A 26759-nucleotide genomic window follows, 5' to 3' on the forward strand; every position below is an offset into this window, starting at 1 on the left:
GAGACGGGGGTGACTGGGGCTGCGGACCGGTCTAGGCCTGCCGCGGCCAGGCGGCGGTCCCGTCGGGCGCGATCACCACACCGGCCTGCCTCGATCGGGGGCGGGTGCGTCGAGGCTCTCATCGATGGCTCTGCCCCTCGACGGAACGTTCCTGGTCGTCCTTGCGATCTTCGCCTTCGCGGGCTTCGTGAAGGGCATGCTGGGCCTAGGCCTGCCGGCCATCGCGGTCGGGCTCCTGGGCACCCTCATGGCGCCCGCGCAGGCCGCGGCGATCCTCATCGTGCCCGCCTTCGTCACGAATGTCTGGCAACTCGCGGGGCCGAGCCTTCCCGCGCTCGCCCGGCGCCTTGCCACCATGATGCTCGGTATCGCGGCGGGCACGTTCCTGGGCGCGGGCCTGATCACGGGCGCCGCCGGCGGGCGGGCCTCGGCGGCCCTCGGCGTCGCGCTCGCGGCCTATGCCGCGTTCGGGCTCACGGGCCTGCGGCTCGCCGTCGCCCCACGGCGCGAACCCTGGCTCTCGCCCCTCATCGGAGCGGCGACGGGCGTGATCTCGGGCGCGACGGGAGTCTTCTCCATCCCGGCCGTGCCCTATCTCCAGGCGCTCGGCCTGGAGAAGGACGAGCTCGTCCAGGCGCTCGGCCTGTCCTTCCTGGTCTCGACCGTGTCGCTGGGCCTCAGCCTCTCCTCGAACGGCCTGTTCGGCGCCTCCATCGCCGGCACGTCCCTCATGGCCCTGGCGCCCGCCCTGCTCGGTATGGCCCTGGGGCAGGCCGTGCGCACCCGGATCAGCACCGACCGGTTCCGGCGCTGGTTCTATTGGGGCCTGCTCCTGCTCGGCGCCCACCTCGCCCTGCGCGGCCTTGCCTGAAGACGTACGAAAAGCGTCACGGCCCGCACGTAAAGCCAAGCTGTTTGGCATGATCGGCTGTCCCGCGACACTATTGCTGACGAACAGGGCCGCGCTCACGCAGGACTCGTCAGGGCCGTGAAGGATCCGCCGGGAACGGCGATCTTGCCTCTACGTTGACAGCCACACGCATCGGCGCGTGCGCGCCGGCAAAGCTTCACGGAGAACGCATCCATGGCCAACGCCAGCAAGAAGACGATGGGGCAGGGCTTGCAGGGCAAGCGCGACGGCTCGGGCGCCATGACCAGCGAGTCCGTCGCCGACGGGCTCCTCGGCGACAATCAGGTCCTCAGCAACCGCGACAAGTCCCAGCACAGCGGCGAGCGTGGTCTCGACAGCAAGTTCGTGCAGACCGAGCAGCGCCAGGACCATGCCGGCAACCACGAGATCCCGAAGTCGGAGATGCCCGCCGACCTCGTGCTCGGCAACAGCAGCGGCATGAGCCAGCCCATGTCCACCACGTCGGGCCAGGACAGCAGCCTGGAGAGCCAGCAGGGCCCCGCCGGCGGCCTCGCCGACCCCTCGGGCACCATCTCGGGCGTGAAGAAATAGATTGATTCCGGGTTCCTGCCCGTTCCCCGCCGCCCCGCCATCGCGGGGCGGCGTTTTTCGTGGCACCGGCGCGCGCGTCACCGCGGAATGAAGGCGCGAAAGCCGTAGACGAAGGCCGCGAAGCCGACGAGGCTGCCCGTATAGATCAGGACGAACCAGCCGATGCGCTGCCAGCGGGAGGCGGGGGGCGCGTCGCGGGCCATCAGTGATACCCGCTCGACTGAACGTCCTCGGCGACCTTGCCGCGGAACACCCAATAGGCATAGGCCGTGTAGAGGAAGGTGAGCGGCGTCACGACCGAATAGCCGATGAGCGCGAACATCTGGGACGAGGGGTGGTTCGACACCTGCCAGATGGTGAGGCGCGGGGGAACGGCATAGGGAAACAGGCTGATCGCCAGCCCCAGGAAGCCGAGCAGGAACAGGCAGATGCTCAGGAAGAAGGGCGGGTATTGCCTGTTGTCGCGCAAGGTCGCGTAGATGCGCCAGGCCACGAAGGCCGTGAGGAGCGGCACGGGCGCCAGATAGGCGATGTTGGGCCAGGCGAACCAGCGCTGCTCGATGCGGGTGCCGAGGAACGGGACCCACGCGCTGACGATCGCCATGGCGACGATGGTGGCCCCCAGGAAATGCAGCGCCTTGCGCCGCGCCCAGAGCTCCAGCTCCCCCGTGGTCTTCATCACGCACCAGGTGGCGCCGAGCAGGCCGTAGCCGCACACGAGGCCCACCCCCGTCATGAGCGCGAAGGGGGAGAACCAGTCGAAGGTGCCGCCCGTGAACTGGCGCCCGTTGGACTCGAACCCCTGCACGAAGGCGCCGAGCACCATGCCCTGCGCGAAGGTCGCGACGAGGGAGCCGTAATGGAACGCATAGTCCCAGATCCGCTTCGAGCTCTCGGCCTTGAACCGGAACTCGAAGGCCACGCCCCGGAAGATGAGGGCGATGAGCATGATGAGGAGCGGGATGTAGAGGGCCGGCAGCAGGATCGCGTAGGCGAGGAAGAACACCGCGAAGAGCCCGCCGCCGCCGAGGATGAGCCAGGTCTCGTTGCCGTCCCAGATGGGGGCCACCGAGAGCATCATCCGGTCGCGCCAGTTGTCGGAGCGCGCGGCGGTGAACAGGATGCCGACCCCGAGATCGAACCCGTCCACCACCACGTACATGGCGACCGCGAGCGACAGCAGCGCCGCCCAGACGAGGGGGAGCCAGAGAGCCGGGCCTTCGAGGCCCGCTGGCGCGTATTGAGCGATGAAGGCTTCGAGCATCGGGGCGTGCCTCTCACTCGGCGGGTTGCGGGGGAGCCTTGCGGCCGGGGCCGCCCTCCAGGCTCTCGTCGGGGAGCGAGAAGGGGCGCTTGGGCTTCTTGTCCACGCGGTTGCCGTCGATGAAGTCGCCGCCGCGCGCCGCCTCCTCGAGGGGCTCGGGGCCCTTGCGCAGGAGCTTGGCCAGGTAATAGGAGCCGAACCCGAAGATGACCGCGTAGACGATCATGAAGGTGGCGAGCGAGGTGCCCACCGCCCCCGTCGCGACGGGCGAGACCGCGTCGGCCGTGCGCAGGTAGCCATAGACCACGAAGGGCTGGCGCCCGATCTCCGCCGTGAACCAGCCGAAGATCACCGCGCCGAAGCCGGACGGCGTCATGAGCATCGCGGCGCGCAGGAACCACTTGTTCTCGAACAGCCGGCCGCGCCAGCGCAGGTACAGACCCCAGAACGCGAGCCCCAGCATGGCGAAGCCGATGCCCACCATGATCCGGAAGGAGAAGAACACGGGCCAGACCGGCGGGCGCTGGTCGCGGGGCACGTCCTTGAGGCCGGGCACCACGCCGTCATAGGCGTGGGTGAGAACCCAGGACCCGAGCTTCGGGATCGCGATCTCGTAATGGTTCATCTCGCGCTCCTGATCGGGGATCGCGAAGAGGCGCAGGGGCATGTTGTCCTGGCGGACCCAGTTGCCCTCCATCGCCGCGAGCTTCGTCGGCTGGTACTTCAGCACGCCGAGCCCGTGCAGGTCGCCGAGCCCGATCTGGACCGGCACGAAGACGAGGGCGAACCACATCGCCATGGAGAGCGACACCTTCGCCCCCGCCACCTTGGCCGGCGGCTCCTCGCGCTGGCGCAGGATCATCCAGGCCGACATCCCGCCCACCGCGAAGGCCGTGGTGAGATAGCAGCCCATCACCATGTGGGCGTAGCGATAGGGGAAGGACGGGTTGAAGATGATGTGGAACCAGTCCTCGGGCACCGCCACGCCGTTCTCGACGCGGAAGCCCGCGGGGGTCTGCATCCAGGAATTGGCCGACAGGATCCAGAAGGCGGAGGTGAGCGTGCCCAGCGCCACCATGCAGGTGGCGAAGAAGTGGAGCTTGTTGCCCACCCTGTCCCAGCCGAACAGCATGATGCCGAGGAACGCCGCCTCCAGGAAGAACGCGGTGATCACCTCGTACTGGATGAGGGGTCCCAGGATGTTGCCCGTGAACTCGGAATAGCGTGACCAGTTCGTGCCGAACTGGAAGCTCATCACGATGCCCGACACCACCCCGAGCCCGAACGATACGGCGAAGACCTTCACCCAGAACTTGAACAGGTTCTTGAAGAGGATGTTGCCGCTGGTCAGGTAGCGGAACTCGAGCGCGACGAGCCAGCTCGCCAGCCCGATCGTGAAGGCTGGGAAGATGATGTGGAACGCGACCGTGAACGCGAACTGGATGCGCGAGAGAATGAGCGCGTCGAGTTCCATGAGTCTCCCCTTCGTGATGGCTGGCGGCCGAAGCGGAACTCCAACGCAGGGTCCGGAGGCCCGTTCCGGGACTGCGACAGCCCGCCGTGCGACCGTTAGCGCGGCGGGCGGGCCAGCGCCTCGTACTCCACCGCGTCATGGCTGCAGAAGATGCGCACCCCGGCGCCCGGCCGGTTGGCGAGAGCCCTCAGGCGCTCCTGGTTGGCGAGCCGCGCCGGTCGGTCCACCTCCATCATGGTCTGGTAGAAGCGCAGGCCCGGCGTGCAGCTCGGCTCCGGGTTCATCTCCTTGCGGAAGAAATAGGCGTCGCCCGCGTTGAGCAGCCAGTCCCGGCCCGTGTCGATCGCGACGCCCGCGTGACCCCGGGTATGGCCCGGCAGGGGGAGCACGAGGATCTCCGGCGGAAGCCCGTCGAGGTCGCGCACCGCCTCGAACCCGTTCCAGCGGTCGCCCCGGGTCCGGTCGTAGAAGCGCCAGCGGCGCACGTCGTCCCATTGCGCCCGGGCGTAGCGGTTGCGGGCGATGAAGCCGGCCTGCGCCTCCGCAGCGTCCTTCTCGGCCTGGAGCACGTGGACCGTCGCCTCAGGGAAATCCTCGAGACCGCCCGCATGGTCGAAGTCGAGATGGGTGAGCACGATGTGGCGCACGTCCCGCGGCCCGAAGCCGAGCTCCCGCAGGCGATGGATCGCGGTGTATTGCGGGTCGAACTGGATCCGGTTGAAGGCCCGGAAGAAGGCGCTCAGGCGCTCGGGGTTGCGCATGTCGCCCATGCCGAAGCCCGTATCGACGAGGACGAGCCCCTCGCCCGCCTCGATGGCGAGGCAATGGCAGACGAGGTGGGACGAGATCCCTTTCGAGAACCCGTCGAACAGGGCGCCGCCCACGGGGCACATGCAACCGCAATTGAGGTGGTGGATCCGCATCGGCGCCCTTTCGTCGCAAGCCGCGGGCGTAACGTGGAGCGGGCGGTTCGGTTGCGGGACGGCCCCACGATCCCCATCTGAGAGGGGCGCGAGGGAGGGGCCGAGGGCCCCGCAGGGCGCCTGGGGCGCCGCGCGCTTTCACGATCTTCCGAGGATATCGAGACCATGGGGCGAGCGACCACGCGCGTCCTCGGCCCGGTGCTGGCGCTGATCATCGGCGCCGCAGGGCCGGTCGCAGCGATCGAGGCAGGACAGATGCAAGGCTTGGCAGGCGAGGCGAGGGCGCGTGACGCCGGCCCGCGGATCTCCAGATTTCAGAGCGGCGGACGGGCCATCACGGTGGAGTGGTTCGCGGCCGAAGGCGCGCCGGCGAGCGCGCCCGCCGTGCTCATGCTGCACGGCGCCGACGGGCTCGGCCAGCGCGGCGACCAGTACCGGGCGGGCGCGCGGGCGCTCGCGGCCGGGGGCTACCATGTGGGGCTCGTGCACTATTTCGACCGGACGGTGAGCCGCTGGGCCTCCCTGCCCGCGATCTTCCAGAACTTCCCTGCCTGGATGGAGACCCTGCGCGACGCGCTCACCTTCGCGGCCGGCCAGCCGGGCGTCGACCCGGCACGGCTCGGCGTGGTCGGCATCTCCCTCGGCGCCGCGCTCTCGCTTGCCACCGCCGCGGAGGACACCCGGATCAAGGCGCTCGTGGACTATTTCGGGCCCGTGCCCGAGGGCTCGCTCCAGGGCGCCACGCGCCTGCCGCCGACCCTCGTGCTCCATGGCGCGTCGGACCCCATCGTGCCGGTCTCCAACGCCCGCGCGCTCGAGGCCTTCCTGGAGCGCAACGCGGTGCCGCACGAGGTGAAGATCTATCCCGGCGAGGGCCACGGCTTCGGCCGTGCCGCGCAAGGCGATGCCGACGCGCGCGTGGCGGCGTTCCTCGACCGGCACCTGAGGCGCTGAAGCCAGCCGCTATTCGCGCCGGATGATGCGGTCGACGATGATGTCCGACCAGAAGCTCGGCTTGAACTCGGCCCGCAGCGCCTCCGGGTCGTAGACCCGCTCCACCCAGTCCAGGAAGGTGAGCCCCCGCGGCTCGCCCTCCTGGAGGTAGCGCTCGAAGAACGCGTCGAGGATGCCGGTCTTGGCGAAGCGGAAATGGCCGAAGCGCGGATGGAGCTGGCGCATGGCCTCGCGCACGGGCCGGTTCTCGTGGAGCACGAGGAAGAGCGCGGCGAAGAAGCCCGCCCGGTCGGCGCCCGACTTGCAATGGACGAGCACGGGATAGTCCACGCGGGCGAACAGGTCGCGGGCCGCGAGGATCGTCTCGCGGTCGGGGGCGTCGCGCGAGCGCACCACGAACTCGGTGAGGGTGAGCCCGTGCCGCTCGCAAGCCTCCTTCTGCAGCGGCCAGGCGCCGTGCTCGCGCCCGCCCCGCAGGTTGATGATGGTGCGCACGCCCTCGCGGGCGAGGCGCCCGAGCTGGTGAGGCGCGGGCTGCGCCGAGCGCCACATCCGCTCCGAGACCCGATGCAGGTTGAGGTAGGCGAGCCGGAACACGCCGTGATCGACGAAGACCATGTTGGTCCAGGCGCGCAGCCGCGACGCCAGTCCGCTCAAGGGTTGATCCCAGCGCGCGATGCGCGCCAGCCGGCGGGCGCGGCGATCGTCGTCCGATCGGAAGCGGTTGAGCAAGGTGCGGTCGTCTCCTGAGCGATCCGGAGGGCGCGGGAGCGCCGGGCGCGCATAGCAGCGCGCGACCTGTTCGCCAAGCGTTTCGATGGGGCGGATGACTCCGGGCAGGATCTGGGGGGCCACTCGCGCCTGCCGGCGCGGGTGAAAAAAGCCGCGTCGTGGGCCCTCGCACCTGCCCCTGCGGGAGCGCGGGATGCCGCAACGGACCCCTCTTCCGCCCGTGCCGAACCCGTCCTAAGCTCCGATTCATGAGCGAACTCGTCATCGGAATCCGTCACGCCAAGCCCGCCGACGCCGACGCGATCGCGGGGGTTTTCGACACGGCCTGGCGCGAGGCCTATCTCGGCGTGATTCCCACCGTCGCCCTGGAGCGGATGATCGCCCGGCGCGGGCCGGCCTGGTGGAGGACGGCCGTGGGACGGGGGCGCCCCCTCGTGGTGCTCGACGCCGGCCGGCGGATCGCGGGCTATGCGTCCTACGGCCGCTGCCGCGACCGGGCCCTGCCGGCGCAGGGCGAGATCGACGAGCTCTACCTTGCCCCCGAATACCAGGGCATCGGCTTTGGCCGGCGCCTGTTTCGCGCCGTGCGCAACGACCTCGCCGACCGCGGCCTTCACCGCATCGCCGTGTGGGCGCTCGCCGACAACGACCGCGCCCGCGGCTTCTACGAGGGCCAGGGCGGCCGCGTGATCGCCGAGACGAGCGAGCGCATCGGCGGGGTGCGGCTCTCCAAGGTGGCCTACTTCTTCAACTGACCCTCACCCCTCCCCGCGCAGCATCTCGATGATGCCGGAGAAGTCGGCGCCGCCCTCGCCTTGGGCGTTGTGGAGCGCGTAGAGCTGGGCCGCCGCCGCGCCCAAGGGGGTCGCAGCGCCGCTCGCCGCGGCCGCCTCCTGGGCGAGGCGCAGATCCTTGAGCATCAGGGCCGAGGCAAAGCCCGGCTTGTAGCCGTTGTTCGCGGGGCTCGTCGGCACGGGTCCGGGCACGGGGCAATAGGTGGTGAGCGACCAGCACTGGCCCGAGGAGGTGGAGGCGACGTCGAACAGCGCCTGGTGCGAGAGCCCCAGCTTCTCGGCGAGCACGAAGGCCTCCGAGACCCCGATCATCGAGATGCCGAGGATCATGTTGTTGCAGATCTTCGCCGCCTGGCCCGCGCCCGCCTCGCCGCAATGGACGACCTTGCGTCCCATCCGGCTCAGGATCGGCTCGGCCCGCCCGAAGGCCTCCGCCGAGCCCCCCGCCATGAAGGTGAGCGTGCCGGCCGTGGCGCCGCCCACGCCCCCCGACACGGGCGCGTCGAGGGACGGGCAGCCCCGCTCGGCGGCGAGCGCGTGAGCCCGCCGCGCGCTCTCCACGTCCACCGTCGAGCAGTCGACGACGAGCGTGCCCGGCGCGAGCTGCGGCAGGATCTCCCCCCAGACCGCCAGCACGTGACGGCCGGCGGGCAGCATGGTGACCACGGCCTCGGCGTCCCGCGCGGCCTCCACGGCCGAGGCGGCAATCGTCGCGCCCGCCGCGCGCGCGGCCTCGCGGGGGGCGGGGCTGAGGTCGAAGCCGCGCACCGCGTGCCCGGCCTTGACGAGGTTGGCGGCCATGGGCGCCCCCATATTGCCCAGGCCGATGAAGGCGATGACGGTCATGCTGAATCCTCCCCTGTGTTTTTGTCCGTGGCCGAGCGGCCGGAGCCCGCAAGCAGCCAGGCGCCGGTGCCTCCGACCACGAGGCCGCTGACGAGATGCCCGACGAGATAGACGGACAGCCCGCGCCCGAACGCCACGAGCGCCATATCCCCTAGGGGGATCAGCACCGTGACGGCGAGCACGATGCCGGTCGCCCGTCTCGTCGAGAACAGGGCGAGCCCCACGAGATAGAGCCCGAAGGCGACGTCGCGCAGGCCGATCGCCGGAAGGTAGAGCAGCGCCTCGCCCTCGGGCGGGCTGAGGCCGAACAGGGCCGCGCCGGCCCGGGGGACGATGATGAACAGCGCGCCCAAGGCCACGAACCCACCCCCGAGCGCCACCACGGCAAGGCGGGCAGGCTCGCCCCGCCGGAGCGGCCGGTCGGGGATCATCGCGTGCGCCCGGCCAGGGCCGCGCCGGTGAGCGCGAAGCCGTAGAACCAGAGCATCAGCGAGCCGAAGACCTTGTCGAGCGAGGGGTTGAGGCGGGGGAAGAACACCGCGAAATGCGAGCCGACCGCCGCGAGCACCAGGAGCCCCGGGATGGCGGCGAGCGCCACGGCCCGCACGCCCTCCGCGCCCGCAAGCCGCAGGAGGCGGGGCAGGCCGAGGCCAAGCACGAGGCCGAGCGCCGCGCCGGCCGCGAAGTTGAGCTGGAACGGGCGGCGTCCCTCGAGGAAGAACACGGGCCCGGCGAGCCAGAACAGGGCCATGACGGCGCCAGCAATGCCGGTGCCGAGGAGGAGCGGGCGCAGGGTCATGGGCAGGGCCGGTTCACCGGTTTCCCCGGCCCACGAGGCCGCGCGCCACGATCATGCGCATGATCTCGTTCGTGCCCTCCAGAATCTGGTGCACCCGAAGATCGCGCACGATCTTCTCCACCCCGTAATCGGCCAGATACCCGTAGCCCCCGTGCAGCTGGAGCGCCTTGTTGGCCACCTCGAACCCTGTGTCGGTGGCCACCCGCTTGGCCATGGCGCACAGCCGCGTGGCGTCGGGCGAGCCCGCGTCGAGGCTGGCTGCCGCCCGCCACAGGAAGGTGCGCGCCGCCTCCAGATCGGTCGCCATGTCGGCGAGGGTGAACTGCAGGGCCTGGAACTGGTCGAGCCGGCTGCCGAAGGCCTGGCGCTCCCCCGTATAGGCGAGCGCCTTGTCGAGGGCGGCCTGTGCGCCGCCGAGCGAGCAGGCCCCGATGTTGAGCCGCCCGCCGTCGAGGCCCCGCATGGCGATCTTGAACCCGATGCCCTCCGGGCCGAGCCGGTTCGCGACCGGCACCCGGGCCTCCTCCAGGATCACGGCGCGGGTGGGCTGGGCGTTCCAGCCCATCTTCTTCTCCTCCGCCCCGAAGGACAGGCCCGGCGTGTCGCGCTCGATCACGAGGGTCGAGATGCCGCCCGCGCCGCCCTCGCCCGTGCGCACCATGGTGACGTAGAGGTCGGAGGTGCCCGCGCCCGAGATGAACTGCTTGACGCCGCTCACCACGTAATGGTCGCCGTCCCGCACGGCCTTGGTCTTCAGGTTCGCGGCGTCCGAGCCGGCGCCGGGCTCGGTGAGGGCGTAGCTTGCAAGCAGCTCCATGGTGCACAAGCCCGGGAGCCAGCGCCGGCGCTGCTCGTCGGACCCGTAGGCGTCGATCATCCACGCGGCCATGTTGTGGATGGAGATGTAGGCCGAGACCGTGGGGCAGCCCAGGCTCAGCGCCTCGAAGATGAGGGCCGCGTCGAGGCGCGACAGGCCCGAGCCGCCGGCGTCCTCGCGCACATAGACCCCGCCCATGCCGAGGGCCGCCGCCTCGCGCATGACGTCGACGGGGAAGTGCTTCGCCTGGTCCCACTCGACCGCGTGCGGCGCGAGGTTGTCGGCCGCGAAGGCCCGGGCCATGTCGCGGATCGCGATCTGGTCGTCGGTGAGGTCGAAGGCGGACATGGGCTCGTGCTTGCGCTCCAAGGGCGGCGCGGGAGAGGGCTGCTTGCCGGGTCGAGGCTGCGCGGCCTAGCGGTCCGCGCGCGGATCGCCGCCTTGCTCGATGACCCGGGTGCCGGGGGGCAGGATGCGTCCGTCGGGGACGACGGCGGGCCGTCCCTGGGGGTCGCGAACGACGACCGGCGGCGTGGACGGACGGTCCGCGTAGTTCGGGCGCGTGACCGGCCCGGCATAGGGCCGCTGGTAGCCGTAGGACCGCTCGGGATACACCCGCTCGGGGTAGGCCCGCTCGCGGTAGGACCGCCGGGCCGGGTAATCCTCGTAATAGGTTTCCTCGGACCGGCTCCGGTAGGTCGGGCGGGGCGCGTAGTAGGGGTCGTAGCCGCGCTCGACGACGTAGGTGCGCCGGACCGCCGGCGTCTCGACGTAGCTCGCCTCGTAGGTCTGGCAGGCGGTCAGGAGCAGCGGCAGGGCCGACAGCAGCGAAAGACGGATGAAAGGACGCATGACGAACGGCTCCTTGGAGGGCGTGGTGTCGCCTGTAAGCTTAACCACGCCCCGCCTGAATGGATCCTGACGTTTATTGCATGGTCGGGATGACGAAGCTCGCCCCGTCCTTGATGCCCGACGGCCAGCGCGAGGTGACGGTCTTGGTCTTGGTGTAGAAGCGCACCGCGTCCGGCCCGTGCTGGTTCAGGTCGCCGAAGCCCGACCGCTTCCAGCCGCCGAAGGTGTAGTAGGCCAGCGGCACCGGGATCGGCACGTTGATGCCCACCATGCCCACATTCACCTTCGCGGCGAAGTCGCGGGCGGCGTCGCCGTCGCGGGTGTAGATCGCGACCCCGTTGCCGTATTCGTGCTCGTTGGGCAGCCGCAGCGCTTCCGTGTAGTCCTTCGCGCGCACCACCGAGAGGACGGGCCCGAAGATCTCCTCCTTGTAGATGCGCATGTCGGCGGTCACCCGGTCGAAAAGGCAGCCGCCCATGTAGAAGCCGTTCTCGTAGCCCTGCATGCGGAAGTTTCGCCCGTCGACCACGAGCTCCGCCCCCTCCTGCACGCCGATGTCCACGTAGGACCGCACCTTGTCGAGATGCGCCTTGGTGACCAGCGGCCCCAGATCCGCCGACGGGTCGGTGGAGAGGCCGATCTTGAGGCTCTCGACGCGAGGCACGAGCTTGCTCATGAGGGCGTCGGCGGTCGCCTCGCCCACCGGCACCGCGACCGAGATCGCCATGCAGCGCTCGCCCGCCGAGCCGTAGCCCGCGCCCACCAACGCGTCGACCGCCTGGTCGAGGTCGGCGTCGGGCATGATGATCATGTGGTTCTTGGCGCCGCCGAAGCACTGCGCCCGCTTGCCCGTCGCGGCCGCGCGCGAATAGACGTACTCGGCGATGGACGAGGAGCCGACGAAGCCCACGGCGCGGATGTCCGCGTCGTCGAGGATGGCGTCGACCGCCTCCTTGTCGCCGTTCACCACGTTGAGGATGCCGGCCGGCAGGCCCGCCTCGATCATGAGCTCGGCCAGGCGCATCGGCACGCCCGGGTCGCGCTCCGAGGGCTTGAGGATGAAGGCGTTGCCGCAGGCGATGGCGGGCGCGAACTTCCACATCGGGATCATGGCGGGGAAGTTGAACGGCGTGATGCCGGCCACGACGCCTAAGGGCTGGCGCATGGAATACATGTCGATGCCGGGGCCCGCGCCCTCCGTGTACTCGCCCTTCTGGAGGTGCGGGATGCCGCAGGCGAACTCCACCACCTCGACGCCGCGCTGGATGTCGCCCCGGGCGTCGGGGACGGTCTTGCCGTGCTCGCGGGCGAGCAGGTCGGCGAGGCTGTCCATCTCGCGGGCGACGAGGTCGAGGAACTTCATCATGATGCGGGCGCGCCGCTGCGGGTTGGTGGCGGCCCAGGCGGGCTGAGCCGCGGCGGCGTTCTCGACTGCGGCCCGCATCTCGTCGCGGGAGGCGAGGCCCACGCGCCCGATCACCTCGCCCGTCATGGGCTGGAAGATCTCGGCATAGCGGCCCGACCGGCCCTCGACCTCACGGCCTCCAATGAAATGACCCACCGTCCGCATGGCGTCCCCTCCGAATTAAAATCTTGGCTTCCCCGTATCATTGTCATATTCGCACGTCGATACGAGAAACAGAAGCTGTCGCGTGCGTGAATGCCAAAGTTGCGTAGAGGAACGGGGGCGACGATGACGGGTAGGGGAGGAGCCGGCCACGGCCGTCGGGGCCGGAGGCACCGATGAGCCGTTTCGATTGGGACGATCTGCGGTTCTTCCTCGCGGTGGCGCGGGTGGGCCGGCTCACCGTCGCGGCACGGCGGCTCGGCGCGGATCACGCCACCGTGTCGCGCCGCATCACCGCCCTGGAGGACGCCCTCAAGGCGAAGCTCTTCGAGCGCCGGCCGCAGGGCTATGCGCTGACCGAGCACGGCGAGCGGCTGCTTGCCAAGGCGGAGGCGATCGAGACCCAGGCGCTCGCGGTCTCATCCGAGATCGGCGGCGCCGACCTCGCGCTCTCGGGAACCGTGCGGATCGGCGCGCCCGACGGCTTCGGGACCATGTTCCTCAGCCCCCGCACGGCGGCCCTCGCGACGCATTATCCCGATCTCGAGATCCAGCTCGTGGCCATGCCGCGCCTCCTCTCGCTGTCGAAGCGCGAGGCCGACATCGCGATCTCGCTCTCGCCCCCGAAGGAAGGCAAGATCATCGCGCGCCGGCTGACCGACTACCGGCTCGGCCTCTACGCCACGCAGGGCTATCTCGACCGCACGGCCCCGATCCTGCGCCCGGACGACGTCCACGAGCATCAGGTCATCGGCTATATCGACGACCTGATCTTCACCCCTGAGCTCGACTATCTCGACGAGGTCTCCAAAGGCCTGCGGGCGCGGCTCCAGAGCTCGAACCTCGTGGCCCAGATGCAGGCGACGCTGGCAGGCGCCGGGATCTGCGTCCTGCCCCACTTCATGGCCGTCACGGACTCGCGCCTCGTGCCCGTGCTGCCCGACCAGGTGGCGATCACCCGCTCGTTCTGGCTGATCGTCCACGCCGACCTCAAGGACATCGCCCGCATCCGCGCCACGATGGACTTCGTCATCAAGGAAGTCCGCGCCTGCCGGCATCTGTTCCTGCCGTAGCAGGGGCAACTCCCCTCTCCCGGATGGGAGAGGGGTAGGGGGTGAGGGGGGCCAGGGTGGAGGGTTCGCATGACCCATCCACCTGTCATCCCCGGGCTTGACCCGGCCATCCAGTCGAGCCGTCGTCCTGGGTCCCCGGGTCAAGCCCGGGGATGACGGGCGCGCGGCGGTAGAGTGCTGCGAATCTCCCAGCGTGACCCCTCACCCCCTGGCACTCTATGCATCCCTCTCCCATCCGGGAGAGGGGAGGAGCCGCCCGTGCTTTCGCGCGTACATCGCCGCGTCGGCGCGGGCGAGGATGGATTCGGGGGTGTCGTCCGGCTCGATTTGCGACACACCGGCCGAGATCGCGAGGGGAAGGACGCCGTCGCCGTGGGGCAGGGGGGTCGCCGCGACGATCGCCTCCAGCGACGCCGCCTTGGCCGCCGCCGCCGCGGGCTCGATCTGCCAGACGACGAGGCCGAACTCGTCGCCGCCGAGCCGGCCGATCGTGTCGGAGGCGCGGACATGGGCTCTCAGGAGGGAGGCGACATGCGCCAGGGCGCGGTCGCCCGTCCCGTGCCCGTAGGTGTCGTTGACGCGCTTGAAGCCGTCGAGATCGATCAGGATCACGGCGACCGGCGTGCCGTAGCGCGCCCGGTAGGCGAGCGCGCGGGCGAGGTCGCGCCCGAAACCCCGGCGGTTGCACACTCCCGTCAGCGGGTCCTCGTAGGCCAGGGCCTCGAGGCGCGCCGCATGGGCCCGCGCGGCCTCGAGCTCGGCGGCAAGGCGCGCGAGCTCCGAGCGCAGGTCGCCCGCTTCGTCGCGGGGCGCGCGGTCGTCGGAGGGGCGGCGTTGAAGGCGGGTCCGGGTCATGCGGTCCGGAGCCTCGCAGCGGAGGGTAAACGTTCCCTCAAGGGCGCACCCCGCCGCCGGCTCAGCGCCGGCGCACGAAGCCCACGATGTCCTTCACCGCGTCGAGCGTCTCGCGGGCGATGGCGCCCGCGCGCTCGGCGCCCTCGGCCAGCACGCCGTCGATATAGGCCGGATCGCCCGTCAGGCGCTTCATCTCGGCCGTGATGGGCGAGAGCTTGTCGACCGCGAGATCGATGAGCGCCGCCTTGAAGGCGGAGAACTGCGCGCCGCCGTGATCGGCCAGGACCTCGGCCTTCGTCCGGTCGGCAAGCGCCGCGTAGATGCCCACCAGGTTGTCGGCCTCGGGCCGCGCCTCCAGGCCCCGCTCCTCGGAGGGGAGGGGTTCGGGGTCGGTCTTCGCCTTGCGGATCTTCTGCGCGATGGCCTCCGCGTCGTCGGTGAGGTTGATGCGCGAATTGTCGGACGGATCCGATTTCGACATCTTCTTCGTGCCGTCGCGCAAGCTCATCACCCGCGCCGCAGGCCCGCCGATCAGGGGCTCGGTGAGGGGGAAGAACGCCTCACCGAAGCCGTTCGCCGCGATCGCCGCCGACCAGTCGTTGTTGAACTTCTGGGCGATGTCGCGGGTGAGCTCCAGATGCTGCTTCTGGTCCTCGCCCACGGGCACGTGGGTGGCGCGGTAGGCCAGGATGTCGGCCGCCATGAGGGTCGGGTAGGCGAAGAGGCCCACCGACGCGGCCTCGCGGTCCTTGCCGGCCTTCTCCTTGAACTGCGTCATGCGGTTGAGCCAGCCCATGCGGGCGACGCAGTTGAAGATCCAGGCGAGCTCCGCGTGCTCGTGCACCTGGCTCTGGTTGAAGACGATGTTGCGGGCGGGGTCGATGCCCGCGGCGATGAACGCGGCCGTGACCTCGCGGATCTGGCCCCGCAGCTCGTCCGGGTTCTGCGGCACGGTGATGGCGTGCAGGTCCACCACGCAATAGATGCAGTCGTAGCCGTCCTGGAGCGCCACGAACCGCTTGATGGCCCCCAGATAATTGCCGAGATGCAGGTTCCCCGTCGGCTGGACGCCCGAGAACACGCGCTCCTTGAACCCGCTCATGCCTGATCCTCTGCCCGAGCAGGGGGCCTTATGGCAAGGGTGGCGGGAACGCAAGCCGCGAGCGTGCCGCGCCCTCAGCCGCGCCCGCGCAAGGCCGCGAGATCCGCCCGCGTCACGGCCCCGAACAGGAGCGCGGCGCCCGCATAGACGGCAAGTCCCAGGGCGCAGAAGCCGCCCAGCAGGAGCGTGTCGATCCAGCCCTGGCGAAGCGAGCCCACGAGCCCCTGGAGGAGGTCCCGCATCCCGAACAGCGCGGCCCCCATGGCAAGGCAGGCGCCCGCCATGCGGCCAAGGCGCTCGCGCAGGCGCGCATCGACCCGCCACAGGCCCTCGGCCGCTAGGACCAACCCCAGCGAGACCGCGTGCGCCGCAAGGCCCAGCGCGGTGCCGATCCCGATGCCTGCGACCCCGACGATCTCGGCCAGCACGAAGGCCGCCGCCGCGGTGACGAGCACGGCGAACCCGCCCGTCGCCAGCGCCGCCCGGGCCCGTCCGCGGGCGAAGAGCGACTGCGAGAGCACCTTGCCCACCGCCGCGAAGGGCAGCCCGAGGCTGAGGCCCGCCAGGATCAGCGCCGTGCCCGTGGAATCCACGGGCCCGAAGGCGCCGCGCTGGAACAGGACGACGGCGATGGGGTAGGCCAGGAGCCCCAGGGCCAGGGCGGCGGGCAGCGCGAGCAGGAGCGCCGCCTCCAGGGCCCGGTTCTGGGCGTCGAGAAAGCGCGCCCTGTCGCCCTCGGCCTCCCGGGCCGCCATCTCGGGCAGGAGCACAAGCCCCACCGCGACGCCCACGAAGCCCAGGGGCAGCTGGAACAAACGGTCCGCGTAGTAGAGCCAGGACACGGCGGAGGGGGTGAAGGAGGCGACCTGCGTAGCGGCCACGATCATGAGCTGCGCCGCCGCGCTCGCGGCGAGCGCCGGCCCGCCATGGGCGAGAAGCCGCCGCACCTCCGGCGAGAGGCGCGGGCGCGCGAGCCCGAGGCCCGGGATCCCCCGGGCCGCGACCGCCACGACGGCAAGCTGCACGAAGCCGCTCCCCGTGACGGCCGCCGCAAGCCACATGGCCCGGGTCTCGGGCGCGAGCCCGCCGATCCGGTTCAGGGCCGCAAGCACGAGGATGAGACCCGCATTCACGGTGAGCGGCGCGAGCGCGGCGGGCAGGGCGCGGCGATGGGCCGTGAGCAGCGCGCCGAGGAACGCGGCCGCCGAGACGCCGAGCACGAAGGGAAAGGCGAGCCGGATCAGGGTGGCGGCAAGCTCCCGGGTGCCCGGATCGCCGGCATAGCCGCCCGCCAGGAGCAGGACCACGCCGCCCGCCGCCACCTGCACCACGGCCACGAGCGCCAGCACGAGAACCACGAGGCCCATGAGGGCCTCGCCCGCGAAGCGGCCCGCGGCCTCGTCCCCGCGCTCGGCGCGCAGGCGTGTGTAGAGGGGCACCAGCCCCGCCTCGAACCCGCCCTCGCTCAAGGTGCGGCGCACGAGGTTGGGCAGGCGAAAGGCGACGAGGAAGGCGTCGGCGACGGGCCCCGCGCCGAGGGCCGCCGCGATCATCACGTCGCGCACGAACCCGGCCACCCGCGACAAGGCGGCGACCAGGCCCACGATGGCGGCGGAGCGCATGAGCGACATGGCCGCCTTATGGCAGGGCGAGACGGGCAGGGCTAGGGTGCCGGGGGAGGGCGGACGCCGTGGGTCGTCGGCGATCACCTGAGAGGCTGGGCTTCGACGACCGCGCCATCCCCCTCATACGAAAAGAGGTTCCAGCGGGGGTGAGCCGGGCGGAATTCCCTGGAGCGCCCTTCGAGGCTCGCTTTGCGGGTATCTCAGGACGAGGTCGAAGGTGGGAGCCGGATGTAGCCACCCCTCCTCATGCTGAGGAGCCCGCGCGGCGGGCGTCTCGAAGCACGCAGGACGCTCTCACAGCCCTCCAGGGACCACGAGTCATCGGCCGTGGCTTCGCACTCTGGCACATTCAAACAGGCGCCCGGCTGGCGCGTCTTGGAGCGCAACGCGCCGCGCCAGGGCTTTCACCTCCTGGCGCGGGACAGGCCCAGAGATCAAGGCCCGTCTCACCCTCGTCCTGAGATGCCCGCCGAAGGCCGGCCTCGAAGGGCGCTCCAGAGGGCTCCGAAGGGCTGTGGCCGGCGTCCGGCGTGCTTCGAGACGCGCTCTTCGAGCGCTCCTCAACAGGAGGGAGGCAGGAGCAAGCCTTTTCGGGCCGGCCCCTGAGACCCCTGCCTAGCCGAGGTCGCCCTGGCGGTTGCCGTGGGTGCGCTTGAGCTGGGGCTCGAAGGCACCCTGCTGCTGCTGGCGGCCCACATTGTCGTTCTCGGTGGCGTGCGAGCCCTCGTTGCCGTCATGGGCGCTGACGTGCTCGGGGATGTGGGTCTGGGGACCCGCCGCCTTCTTCATCTCCAGGGCCTTTTCCATGTTCTTCTGGAGATCGGTCTTGCCGTGGGAGCCGCCCTGGGCGTCGGAGCCCCGTCCGAGCCAGCCTGAGATGCGCGAGAAGAAGTTCATGATCGCCTCCTGATCTATTTCTTGCCCCGGGACATAGCGTCGCCGTCCCGTCCGGTGACCACGCGCTCCAGGTCCGAGAGCATGTCCGAGTTCGAATGGCCGAACTCGGTGTCGGCGATGCCGAAGCCGCCGGTGGTGGGGTCGTTGTCGGTGCCCGGGCCGTGCTCGGCCGGGTTCGTGCTGGTGCGCCGGGCCTCTCCGCCCGCCGTCACGCCGTCGTGCCCCTCGAGGTTCTCGGCCTCGCGGCCGTGGACCCCGAAGGTCTCGGGCGTCGTCGAGGGGCGGCGCTCCATGTCGCTTTCGGGCGGCGCCATGCCCATCTGGTCGTTGGCGCGAAGGGCGGCCCGGGCCTTCTCGGCCTCGGTGCGCGGGTCGTGGGTGCTCATGGTCAAGCCTCCTGTGCAGGAGCCGCTGCGTCGTGCGGGTCAACGGGAGGCCGGGGCCAAACGTTCCGCAGCCCTCGGGGGCTTGTGTGACGTTTGGGACACACCCACATCACCGGAGCGGGCGGCTCAGGCTTGAGCGTCCGCGCCTCCGGCCCGCAGCGGCGGAGGCGGGTTTCGAAGAGCCGCGGCGTGCCTGCCAGAGGGCGCCGGGGCGGCAAGGGGCGACAGAGATGAACATCGAGAAATACACCGAGCGGGCGCGGGGCTTCCTGCAATCGGCCCAGATGACGGCGATGCGGGAGGGGCATCCCCAGTTCACGCCCGAGCACATCCTCAAGGTTCTGCTCGACGACACCGAGGGCATGGCCTCGGGCCTGATCGACCGCGCCGGCGGCGATTCACGCGGGGCGCGCGGGCTCGTGGACGCCTGGATCGCCCGGCAGCCCCGCGTCTCGGGCGCCGCGGCCCAGCCGGCCGCCACCCGCGAGCTCCTGCGCCTGTTCGACACCGCCGAGAAGGCCGCCGACAAGGCGGGCGATTCGTTCGTCACCGTCGAGCGCCTGCTGCTCGCGATCGCCATCGAGCGGGACACGGAGGCCGGCCGCATCCTGGCGAAGAGCGGCGTCACGGCCGCTTCCCTCAACGAGGCGATCAACACCCTGCGCAAGGGCCGCACCGCCGATTCCGCCTCCGCCGAGAACGCCTACGAGGCGCTCAAGAAATATGCCCGCGACCTCACCGAGGCCGCCCGCGAGGGCAAGCTCGATCCCGTCATCGGCCGCGACGAGGAGATCCGGCGCACCATCCAGGTCCTGTCCCGGCGCACCAAGAACAACCCCGTCCTCATCGGCGAGCCCGGCGTCGGCAAGACCGCCATCGTCGAGGGGCTGGCGCTGCGCATCGTCAACGGCGACGTCCCTGAGAGCCTCAAGGAGAAGCGCCTGCTCGCCCTTGATCTGGGCTCGCTCATCGCCGGCGCGAAATATCGCGGCGAGTTCGAGGAGCGCCTGAAGAGCGTGCTCCAGGAGGTGACCGCGGCCGAGGGCGGCATCGTGCTGTTCATCGACGAGATGCACACCCTCGTGGGAGCCGGCAAGGCGGACGGGGCCATGGACGCCTCGAACCTCCTCAAGCCCGCCCTGGCGCGGGGCGAGCTGCACTGCGTCGGCGCGACGACGCTGGACGAGTACCGCAAGCATGTCGAGAAGGACGCGGCGCTCGCCCGGCGCTTCCAGCCCGTCTTCGTGGGCGAGCCCACCGTGGAGGACACGGTCTCGATCCTGCGCGGCCTGAAGGAGAAGTACGAGCAGCACCACGGCGTCCGGGTCACGGACTCGGCGCTGGTCGCGGCAGCGACGCTCTCCAATCGCTACATCACCGATCGCTTCCTGCCTGACAAGGCGATCGACCTCGTCGACGAGGCCGCCTCGCGCCTGCGCATGCAGGTGGATTCCAAGCCCGAGGAGCTCGACAGCATCGACCGCGACATCGTCCGCTTCAAGATCGAGGCGGAGGCGCTGAAGCGCGAGACGGACGCCGCCTCCAAGGACCGCCTCGCCCGGCTCGAGAAGGACCTCGCGGATCTCGAGGAGCAGTCGGCCGCGATCACGGCGCGCTGGCAGGCGGAGAAGAACAAGCTCGGCCGCGCCGCGGAGCTCAAGAAGCGGCTCGACGACGCCCGCAACGCGCTGAGCCAGGCACAGCGCGCGGGCGACTGGGCCAAGGCCGGCGAGTTCGCCTACGGCATCATCCCGGGGCTCGAGAAGGAGCTCAAGGAGACCGAGGAGACGGCCGACGGCGCGGGGCTCATGGAGGAGGCGGTGACGCCCGATCACGTGGCCGGCGTCGTGTCGCGCTGGACCGGCATCCCCGTCGACCGGATGCTCGAGGGCGAGCGCGAGAAGCTCCTCAAGATGGAGGAGGCCCTCTCACGCCGCGTCGTGGGGCAGGCAGAGGCCGTGGAAGCGGTCGCCACCGCCGTGCGCCGCGCCCGCGCCGGGCTCCAGGATCCCAACCGGCCCATCGGCTCGTTCATGTTCCTCGGGCCGACGGGCGTGGGCAAGACGGAGCTCACCAAGGCGCTCGCGAGCTTCCTGTTCGACGACGAGACGGCGCTCGTGCGCATCGACATGTCGGAATACATGGAGAAGCACTCGGTCGCCCGCCTCATCGGCGCGCCCCCAGGTTACGTGGGCTACGAGGAGGGCGGAGCGCTCACCGAGGCGGTGCGCCGCCGGCCCTACCAGGTGGTCCTGTTCGACGAAATCGAGAAGGCGCACGCGGACGTGTTCAACGTGCTCCTCCAGGTGCTCGACGACGGGCGGCTGACCGACGGGCAGGGGCGCACGGTCGACTTCCGCAACACGCTCATCATCATGACCTCGAATCTCGGTGCCGAATATCTCGTGAACCAGCCCGAGGGCCAGGACACGGACGCGGTGCGCGAGGAGGTCATGGGGGTGGTGCGGGGGCATTTCCGGCCGGAATTCCTCAATCGGGTCGACGAGATCATCCTCTTCCACCGCCTCCAGCGGGACCAGATGGGGGCGATCGTCGACATCCAGATGCGCCGGCTCCAGCGGCTCCTCGACGAGCGCAAGATCACGCTTACCCTCGACGACGCCGCCCGCGACTGGCTCTCCGCCAAGGGCTACGACCCGGCCTATGGCGCGCGCCCCCTCAAGCGCGCGATCCAGAAGGCGGTGCAGGATCCGCTCGCCGAGCTGATCCTCTCGGGCCAGATCCACGACGGCGAGACGGTGCCCGTGACCGTAGGCCCGCTCGGCCTCACGATCGGCGGCTTCCCGGCGCCAGGGTCCGAGCGCAAGGCTCCGCCGTCGGGTGTAGCCCTGCACTAAACGGCGTCGGCGCCCCTCTCCCGCCGGGAGAGGGGCGCCATCGTATGAGCTTACTTCTTGCCCTCGCGCTCCAGGCTGCACGTCTTCGCCGTGCAGGTGAGCGCGGTCTTGCCTGAGCCGCCCTGGCGTGTCTTCGCCACGAGGGTGACGCCCTGGGTCGAGCCCGTCGTCGTCACGTTGGGCTTGTCCGTCTCCGGGCGCGCGGGCTTTGCGGCCGTCCTCGTGGCGGGCTTCGGGGCCGCCTTCTCGGCCGGCTTGGCGGCGGCCACGAGCTTGGCCGGGCGGCGCGGCGGGGGCGGGTGGCTCACGGCCGCTGCCACGGGCGCGACGGGTGCAGGCTTGATCTCCGGCGTCGGCTCGGGCCTCGCCTCCGCCGCGGGAGGAGCTTCGGCGACGGTCTTGGGCCCGGGGGCCGGTTCGGCGCCCGTGTCGCGCGGGCCGGGACGGGCAGGCGGCGGCGGGTGATCGATCGCCGCCACGGCCGGCGCCTCGGTGGGGGCCGCGATCTCCGCGACCGGCTTGGCGTCGGGCTTCGGGGCGTCCGCCGTCTTCGGGTCGGCGGCCCGGCGCGCCTGGGCGACGAGGGCGGGCTGCTCGGCGAGCGGCGAGTTCATCGCCGCGAGCGTGGTGCCCAGGCGCGCGCAGGCGCCGGGAAAGCGGGCGGCGCGCTCCTCGCCGTAATGGCTGCGATATTTCACGAGCGTCCGGCAGACGTCGCCCTCGGCGATGCGCCAGGCCTGCGCCAGGTGCGCGACGCCGTAGCTCACGTTCAGGGCCGGATCGAACAATTCCGCCTGGTCGCCGCGAAAGCCGAGCATCATCGCCGTGGCGAGCCGCACCTGCATCAGGCCGATCTCGCCCATGGGGCCGGCCCGGGTCGGGTCGCCCTCGCTTTCCAGCATCATCACGGCCTGCGCGAGGTCGGGGGGCACGCCGAGCCGCTCGGCCTGGCGGCGCACGAGGGCGATGGAGCGGCCGAGCCGGTGCGGCCCGCGGGGCTGCACCGCGTCGCGGGCGGGCGCTGCGCCCTCGGGCTGCGGGGCGGGATCGAGGGCCCAGGCGCTCGCGGTGCCGCCTGAGGCGAGCGCGGCCGCGAGGACCAGCCGGGCGAGGGGTCGGATCAGGAACAAGGCTGTCTCCCGGTCGAGAGCCCCTCGCCGACGGCGTCCCTCGCCCGAGCCGTCATGCGGCTTGAGCGTCGCCGTCGGGGAGGCCCGAACGCTTGTTGTGATAGGCAATGCCCAGACGCGCCCTCGCGTTGCGTACGGGCTCGGCCGTGCGCTCCAGCTTGAAGGCCTCGATCTCCTGGGACAGCCGCTCGATCCGGCCGATCAGGTCCGCCGCCGCGATGATCGCCGCGCCGGGCTGGTCCGCCGCCGTCGTGAGGGCAGGATGGGTCAAGGCTTGGGTTTCCTCGGGGGTCCACGTCATGGCGTCGTTAACCACATCAATGAGAGGAGGAATGCGGCGACGGAAGGGCATGGTCCGGGCGTCGGCGTGATCCCGGGCCACCCCCGCAATCGTCCGGATCGCGGCGCGACCCGCTTAGACGGTCGCGCCGCAGGGTTAACGAATGGTTAACGCCGGCCCGGCGTCCTCATGCGGCTTGGCATCGGCGTCCGGCCGTGTTCAAGTTGCCTTAAGTTAAGCGTCGGGAGTTCCCATGCGTCTGCCATCCACGTCACGCCGTCGGGCCCTCGCCCTGATTCTGGGCCTCGTCGCGGGCCTCCCGGGCATAGGTCCGGCTCTCGCGCAGGGCGCCGCCCCCGAACGCGTGCGGGTCGCCTCGAAGATCGACACCGAGGGGGCGCTCCTCGGCAACATGATCGTCCTCGTCCTCGAGAATCTCGGCATCCCGGTCGAGAACCGGGTCTCGCTGGGGCCCACCAAGATCGTGCGCACGGCCCTCGTGTCCGGCGAGATCGACGTCTACCCCGAATATACGGGCAACGGCGCCTTCTTCTTCGACCGCGAGGCCGACCCCGTCTGGAAGGGCGCGCAATCCGCCTACGACACGGTCAAGCGCCTCGACGCGGAGGCCAACAAGCTCGTCTGGCTCGACCGCGCGCCCGCCAACAACACCTGGCTCGTCGCCGTGCGGGCCGACGCCGCCAAGCGCGCGAACCTCAAGACCATGGAGGACTTCGCCAAGGCGGCGGGCTCGATGCGGCTTGCCGCCTCCGCCGAGTTCGTGGAGAGCGCTGCGGCGCTGCCCTCCTTCGAGAAGGCCTACGGCTTCACCATGCCCCGCGACCGGATCGTGGTCCTGCCGGGCGGCGACACCTCGGTCACGATGCGGGCCGCCGCGCAGGGGATCGGCGGCGTCGACAGCGCCATGGTCTACGGCACGGACGGCGCCATCGCGGCCCTCGACCTCGTGGTGATGACGGACACCAAGGGCGCGCAGATCGTCTACGAGCCCGCGCCCGTGGTGCGCGCCGCCGTCCTCGAGCGCCATCCCGCCATGGGGCCCGCGCTCTCGCGGGTGTTCGGTTCCCTCGATCTGCGGACCCTCCAGGAATTGAACGCCAAGATCGCCGTCGAGGGCCGCCCGGCCCGCGACGTCGCGGGCGCCTACCTGCGCGACAAGGGCCTGCTGCGCTGAGCCGGATCCGGGGGATTGCGGCGGGGGCCGAGGGCGGCGCCCAAGTCGTCGCGGGCGCCCTGCGGGCGGCCGCCGTCGCGCTCGCCGTCGGATCGCTCCTGGGCGGCGCCTGGCTCGACATCGCGCCAAACCGCCTCCTGCCCGGGCGGCCCGCCCTGGCCGTCGACCTCCTGGGCGCGTGGGCCTTCCTCCCCGTCGCTCTCGCCGCCGCTGCGGCGCTCCTCGCCGGGCGACGCGGGGCGTGGCGCTGGCTTGCCCTGGCGCTTGCAGGCGCGGCCCTGCTCGCGGCCGCGTGGCTCACGGGATCCGCCGCCGCGGGCGCGCTGGCGGGGCGCGGGCCCGCGGCCCGCGCCATGCTCGGCGCGGGCTTCTGGGGCGCGGCCTCGGGGCTCCTCCTGCTGGCGCTCGCGATCGCGGCCGAGATCCCGTCCCGGCGCGCGGCGCCGCTGATCGGGGCCGCCCTCGCGATCGGCCTCGTGACGCTCGGCCTGTCGGGCGCCCTCGACGCGCTCTCGCCCGTGGTCGAGGCGCGGGCCCGGGGCGACCGGATCGCCGTGGCCCTCGTCGAGCACCTGCGCCTCGCGGGGACGGCGCTCCTCCTGGCGCTCGGGCTGGCCGTGCCCCTCGCCTGGGCGGCCTTCCGCTCGCGGGCGGCGGCCCAGGCGGCCGACGCGGCCCTCGGGCTCGTCCAGGTGGTACCGGCCATCGCGCTCTTCGCGCTGCTCATCCCGCTTCTTTCGCTCGTGCTCGGCGCCGTCCCGGCCCTGCGCGGCCTCGGGCTGAGCGCGCTCGGCGCCACGCCCGCCCTCGTCGGGGTGGCCCTCTACGCGGCCCTGCCCCTGTTCCGGGCCCTGCTCGCGGGGCTCACCCAGACCGATCCGGCCGCCGTCGACGCGGCGCGCGCGATGGGCATGAGCGAGGCCCGCATCGTGGCCGAGATCCGCCTGCCGCTGGGCCTGCCCCTGTTCTTCGGCGGCCTGCGGGTGGCCGCCGTCCAGACCATCGGCCTCGTGACCCTCGGCGGGCTCGTCGGCGCGGGCGGGCTCGGCGCCGTGGTGTTCGAGGCGATGTCCCAGTTCGCCCCCGACCTCATCCTCGTCGCGGCGGCGCCCGTGGTGGCGCTTGCCATGGCGGCGGACGGAGCCCTGCTCGGCCTGGAGCGCCTCGTGCGCCGCCTGGAGGGGCTCGCGTGATCGCCTTCGACGGCATCAGCGTCCGCTTCGGCGGCGCCACCGCCCTCGACGGCGTCACGGAGGAGGTGGCGGAGGGCGAGCTGTGCGTGCTGGTCGGCCCCTCGGGATCGGGCAAGTCTACCCTGCTGCGCCTCGTCAACCGGCTCGTCGAGCCGACCGAGGGCGCCGTGCGGGTGCGGGGCGTCGACGTGCGGGCGGTGGAGGCCGCGCGCCTGCGCCGCTCCATCGGCTACGTCATCCAGTCGGTGGGGCTCTTCCCCCACCGCACGGTCGCCCGCAACGTCGCGACGGTGCCCCGGCTCCTGGGCTGGCCCGAGGCGCGCATCGAGGCGCGGGTGCGCGAGATGCTGGCCCTCGTGCGCCTCGACCCGGCGGAATTCGCGAGCCGGCGCCCGCGCGAGCTCTCCGGCGGCCAGGCCCAGCGCGTCGGCATCGCCCGCGCGCTCGCCGCCGACCCGGACATCCTGCTCATGGACGAGCCCTTCGGGGCCGTCGACCCCATCGCCCGGCGCGACCTGCGCGCCGAGCTGCGGCGCATCCATGCCGCCACCGGCAAGACGATCCTACTCGTCACCCACGATCCCGGCGAGGCGATCGAGCTTGCAAGCCGCCTCGTGGTGCTGCGCGACGGGCGCGTCGTGGCCTCGGGAGGCCCCTCCGAGGTGCTGGGAGGAGGCGGCGCCTTCGTGCGGGCCCTGCTCGGGGGCGACGCGGCGCTTCGCGCCTTGAGCCTTGTCCCGGCCCGCCGGCTCGCCGAGCCCGATCCCGCCCCCGACGCGCCCGCCCTCGCGGCCGACGCCACCCTCCAGGACGCCCTGAGCCTCATGATCGAGAGCCGCCGCACGCGGGTGCGCCTCCCTGCGGCGGAGAGCGGGGCGGAGGCGTCCTTGTCGCTCGCGCGCCTCGTGGAGCGCCGCCCGTGACGCGCTTCCAGGCCGCGCGCGGGCCGTTGGCTCTCGCCCTCGCCCTGGGGCTCCTCGCCCATCCGGGCGTCGCCGGCACCCTGTGGGGGGCGCTCGGCCAGGGGCGCGTCGTGCCGGTCCCGGCCGCGCGGCTCGCGGCTCTGGCGGGCCAGCACGCCCTCGTGGCGGGGCTTGGCGTGCTGGGGGCCGCCGTGCTCGGGATCGGGCTCGGCCTCGTCGTGACCCGGCCGGCCGGGCGGCCCCTGCGTCGCCTCGTCGAGACCGTCGGGGCGGGCCTGCAGGCGATCCCGCCGGTCGTGGTGGTGGCGCTCGCCTTCCCGGCGCTCGGCTTCGGCCTCGCCCCGACGGCGCTGGCGCTCGTCGCCTATGCGGTCCTGCCCATCCTGCGCGCGACGATGGACGCCCTCGACACCGTGCCGCAGGACCTGCGCGAGGCGGCGCGGGCCATGGGCCTCACGCCCCTTCAGCGCCTGCGCGAGGTCGACCTGCCCCTTGCCGCGCCCGTGGTGGCCGGCGCCGTGCGCACCGCCGCCGTGCTCGCGGTCGCCACCGCCGCGGTGGGTGCGCTCGCCGGGGCCGCGACGCTCGGCACGCCCATCGTCATCGGCCTCCAGACCCAGAACACGCTCTCTGTCCTCCAGGGGGCCGCCGCGACGGCCTCGCTCGCCTTCCTGGCCGAGGGAGGCCTGGTCCTCGCGCTGGGCGCCCCGGCGCGCGCCGCCCGCGCGACGGCCTGACCGGGCGCCCGCACCGCGCCC

At 71.7% G+C, this 26759-nt stretch carries 28 protein-coding genes; 10 read left to right on the top strand and 18 right to left on the bottom strand.

The window, feature by feature from the left end; all coding sequences use genetic code 11:
• The first annotated feature begins 124 nt into the window (after positions 1-124).
• Positions 125-871: a sulfite exporter TauE/SafE family protein gene (locus F0L46_RS12860; protein ID WP_149818109.1), complete on the top strand. Its 747-nt coding sequence runs from the start codon at positions 125-127 to the stop codon at positions 869-871.
• A gap of 213 nt (positions 872-1084) precedes the next feature.
• Positions 1085-1462, top strand: coding sequence for a hypothetical protein (locus tag F0L46_RS12865; protein ID WP_149818111.1), 378 nt, complete (start codon positions 1085-1087; stop codon positions 1460-1462).
• A gap of 77 nt (positions 1463-1539) precedes the next feature.
• On the opposite strand, the gene F0L46_RS12870 is transcribed toward F0L46_RS12865, so the two are convergent.
• From F0L46_RS12870 to F0L46_RS12885, 4 genes are all read right to left on the bottom strand, one after another.
• Positions 1540-1665, bottom strand: a complete 126-nt coding sequence (locus tag F0L46_RS12870) for a DUF2474 family protein (protein WP_149818113.1) — start codon at positions 1663-1665, stop codon at positions 1540-1542.
• On the bottom strand, positions 1665-2726 hold the full coding sequence (cydB, locus tag F0L46_RS12875) for a cytochrome d ubiquinol oxidase subunit II (protein WP_149818115.1): 1062 nt from the start codon (positions 2724-2726) through the stop codon (positions 1665-1667). The genes F0L46_RS12870 and cydB overlap by 1 nt, the downstream gene beginning before the upstream one ends.
• Before the next feature lie 13 nt (positions 2727-2739).
• Positions 2740-4200 (bottom strand): cytochrome ubiquinol oxidase subunit I, encoded by a 1461-nt coding sequence (locus F0L46_RS12880; RefSeq protein WP_149818117.1) that lies wholly within the window; start codon positions 4198-4200, stop codon positions 2740-2742.
• A 95-nt stretch (positions 4201-4295) separates the two neighbouring features.
• A complete protein-coding gene (locus F0L46_RS12885) occupies positions 4296-5123 on the bottom strand; it encodes an MBL fold metallo-hydrolase (RefSeq protein WP_149818119.1) in 828 nt (275 codons plus the stop codon).
• Between the two features lie 165 nt (positions 5124-5288).
• Between F0L46_RS12885 and F0L46_RS12890 the strand changes: the two genes are divergently transcribed.
• The gene (locus F0L46_RS12890; protein ID WP_240539979.1) at positions 5289-6077 is read left to right on the top strand and encodes a dienelactone hydrolase family protein; all 789 of its coding nucleotides are present in this window, start codon (positions 5289-5291) and stop codon (positions 6075-6077) included.
• Between the two features lie 9 nt (positions 6078-6086).
• Here the strand turns inward: F0L46_RS12890 and F0L46_RS12895 are convergent, their stop codons facing one another.
• Positions 6087-6809 (bottom strand): protein tyrosine phosphatase family protein, encoded by a 723-nt coding sequence (locus tag F0L46_RS12895; RefSeq protein ID WP_149818121.1) that lies wholly within the window; start codon positions 6807-6809, stop codon positions 6087-6089.
• Between the two features lie 248 nt (positions 6810-7057).
• Here F0L46_RS12895 and F0L46_RS12900 point away from each other — a divergent pair, with 248 nt between their 5' ends.
• Positions 7058-7564 (top strand): GNAT family N-acetyltransferase, encoded by a 507-nt coding sequence (locus F0L46_RS12900; protein ID WP_149818123.1) that lies wholly within the window; start codon positions 7058-7060, stop codon positions 7562-7564.
• Between the two features lie 3 nt (positions 7565-7567).
• Here the strand turns inward: F0L46_RS12900 and mmsB are convergent, their stop codons facing one another.
• The 6 genes from mmsB to F0L46_RS12930 all read right to left on the bottom strand — a co-directional run bounded on the left by mmsB (position 7568) and on the right by F0L46_RS12930 (position 12487).
• Positions 7568-8449: a 3-hydroxyisobutyrate dehydrogenase gene (gene mmsB, locus F0L46_RS12905; protein WP_149818125.1), complete on the bottom strand. Its 882-nt coding sequence runs from the start codon at positions 8447-8449 to the stop codon at positions 7568-7570.
• Positions 8446-8880: a DUF4267 domain-containing protein gene (locus F0L46_RS12910; protein ID WP_149818127.1), complete on the bottom strand. Its 435-nt coding sequence runs from the start codon at positions 8878-8880 to the stop codon at positions 8446-8448. The genes mmsB and F0L46_RS12910 overlap by 4 nt, the downstream gene beginning before the upstream one ends.
• Positions 8877-9248 (bottom strand): DUF5367 family protein, encoded by a 372-nt coding sequence (locus F0L46_RS12915; RefSeq protein WP_149818129.1) that lies wholly within the window; start codon positions 9246-9248, stop codon positions 8877-8879. The genes F0L46_RS12910 and F0L46_RS12915 overlap by 4 nt, the downstream gene beginning before the upstream one ends.
• A gap of 13 nt (positions 9249-9261) precedes the next feature.
• A complete protein-coding gene (locus F0L46_RS12920; protein WP_149818131.1) occupies positions 9262-10413 on the bottom strand; it encodes an isobutyryl-CoA dehydrogenase in 1152 nt (383 codons plus the stop codon).
• 66 nt (positions 10414-10479) lie between these two features.
• Positions 10480-10917: a hypothetical protein gene (locus F0L46_RS12925; protein WP_149818133.1), complete on the bottom strand. Its 438-nt coding sequence runs from the start codon at positions 10915-10917 to the stop codon at positions 10480-10482.
• A gap of 73 nt (positions 10918-10990) precedes the next feature.
• Positions 10991-12487 carry a CoA-acylating methylmalonate-semialdehyde dehydrogenase gene (locus F0L46_RS12930; RefSeq protein ID WP_149818135.1) on the bottom strand — a complete coding sequence of 499 codons (1497 nt, stop codon included), beginning with the start codon at positions 12485-12487 and terminating at the stop codon, positions 10991-10993.
• 173 nt (positions 12488-12660) lie between these two features.
• On the opposite strand from F0L46_RS12930, the gene F0L46_RS12935 reads away from it, so the two are divergent.
• Positions 12661-13557, top strand: a complete 897-nt coding sequence (locus F0L46_RS12935) for a LysR family transcriptional regulator (protein ID WP_149818137.1) — start codon at positions 12661-12663, stop codon at positions 13555-13557.
• A gap of 216 nt (positions 13558-13773) precedes the next feature.
• On the opposite strand, the gene F0L46_RS12940 is transcribed toward F0L46_RS12935, so the two are convergent.
• From F0L46_RS12940 to F0L46_RS12960, 5 genes are all read right to left on the bottom strand, one after another.
• Positions 13774-14412, bottom strand: a complete 639-nt coding sequence (locus tag F0L46_RS12940; protein WP_149818139.1) for a GGDEF domain-containing protein — start codon at positions 14410-14412, stop codon at positions 13774-13776.
• A 61-nt stretch (positions 14413-14473) separates the two neighbouring features.
• The gene (gene trpS / locus F0L46_RS12945; protein WP_149818141.1) at positions 14474-15514 is read right to left on the bottom strand and encodes a tryptophan--tRNA ligase; all 1041 of its coding nucleotides are present in this window, start codon (positions 15512-15514) and stop codon (positions 14474-14476) included.
• A 74-nt stretch (positions 15515-15588) separates the two neighbouring features.
• Complete coding sequence (murJ, locus tag F0L46_RS12950; RefSeq protein WP_149818143.1) at positions 15589-17145, bottom strand: murein biosynthesis integral membrane protein MurJ; 1557 nt, start codon at positions 17143-17145, stop codon at positions 15589-15591.
• Between the two features lie 609 nt (positions 17146-17754).
• Complete coding sequence (locus tag F0L46_RS12955; RefSeq protein ID WP_149818145.1) at positions 17755-18036, bottom strand: hypothetical protein; 282 nt, start codon at positions 18034-18036, stop codon at positions 17755-17757.
• Between the two features lie 14 nt (positions 18037-18050).
• A complete protein-coding gene (locus F0L46_RS12960) occupies positions 18051-18422 on the bottom strand; it encodes a hypothetical protein (RefSeq protein WP_149818147.1) in 372 nt (123 codons plus the stop codon).
• A 230-nt stretch (positions 18423-18652) separates the two neighbouring features.
• Here F0L46_RS12960 and clpB point away from each other — a divergent pair, with 230 nt between their 5' ends.
• A complete protein-coding gene (gene clpB / locus F0L46_RS12965) occupies positions 18653-21280 on the top strand; it encodes an ATP-dependent chaperone ClpB (RefSeq protein WP_149818149.1) in 2628 nt (875 codons plus the stop codon).
• Between the two features lie 50 nt (positions 21281-21330).
• Here clpB and F0L46_RS27070 read toward each other — a convergent pair whose 3' ends face one another.
• Complete coding sequence (locus F0L46_RS27070; RefSeq protein ID WP_188311951.1) at positions 21331-22410, bottom strand: lytic transglycosylase domain-containing protein; 1080 nt, start codon at positions 22408-22410, stop codon at positions 21331-21333.
• Positions 22411-22462: 52 nt separating this feature from the next.
• Positions 22463-22681: a hypothetical protein gene (locus tag F0L46_RS12975; RefSeq protein ID WP_149818153.1), complete on the bottom strand. Its 219-nt coding sequence runs from the start codon at positions 22679-22681 to the stop codon at positions 22463-22465.
• 262 nt (positions 22682-22943) lie between these two features.
• On the opposite strand from F0L46_RS12975, the gene osmF reads away from it, so the two are divergent.
• The 4 genes from osmF to F0L46_RS12995 are packed head-to-tail and all read left to right on the top strand — an operon-like array spanning position 22944 to position 26738.
• Positions 22944-23885 (top strand): glycine betaine ABC transporter substrate-binding protein OsmF, encoded by a 942-nt coding sequence (osmF, locus tag F0L46_RS12980; protein WP_149818155.1) that lies wholly within the window; start codon positions 22944-22946, stop codon positions 23883-23885.
• A 59-nt stretch (positions 23886-23944) separates the two neighbouring features.
• Entirely contained in the window at positions 23945-25078 is a 1134-nt protein-coding gene (locus tag F0L46_RS12985) for an ABC transporter permease subunit (RefSeq protein WP_149818224.1), read from the top strand.
• Positions 25075-26001 carry an ABC transporter ATP-binding protein gene (locus tag F0L46_RS12990; RefSeq protein ID WP_149818157.1) on the top strand — a complete coding sequence of 309 codons (927 nt, stop codon included), beginning with the start codon at positions 25075-25077 and terminating at the stop codon, positions 25999-26001. Before F0L46_RS12985 ends, F0L46_RS12990 begins: the two co-directional genes overlap by 4 nt.
• Positions 25998-26738 carry an ABC transporter permease gene (locus F0L46_RS12995; protein WP_149818159.1) on the top strand — a complete coding sequence of 247 codons (741 nt, stop codon included), beginning with the start codon at positions 25998-26000 and terminating at the stop codon, positions 26736-26738. The genes F0L46_RS12990 and F0L46_RS12995 overlap by 4 nt, the downstream gene beginning before the upstream one ends.
• The last annotated feature ends 21 nt before the right edge of the window (positions 26739-26759 follow it).

This window comes from Salinarimonas soli (assembly GCF_008386575.1).
GTDB classification, from domain to species: Bacteria; Pseudomonadota; Alphaproteobacteria; order Rhizobiales; family Beijerinckiaceae; genus Salinarimonas_A; species Salinarimonas_A soli.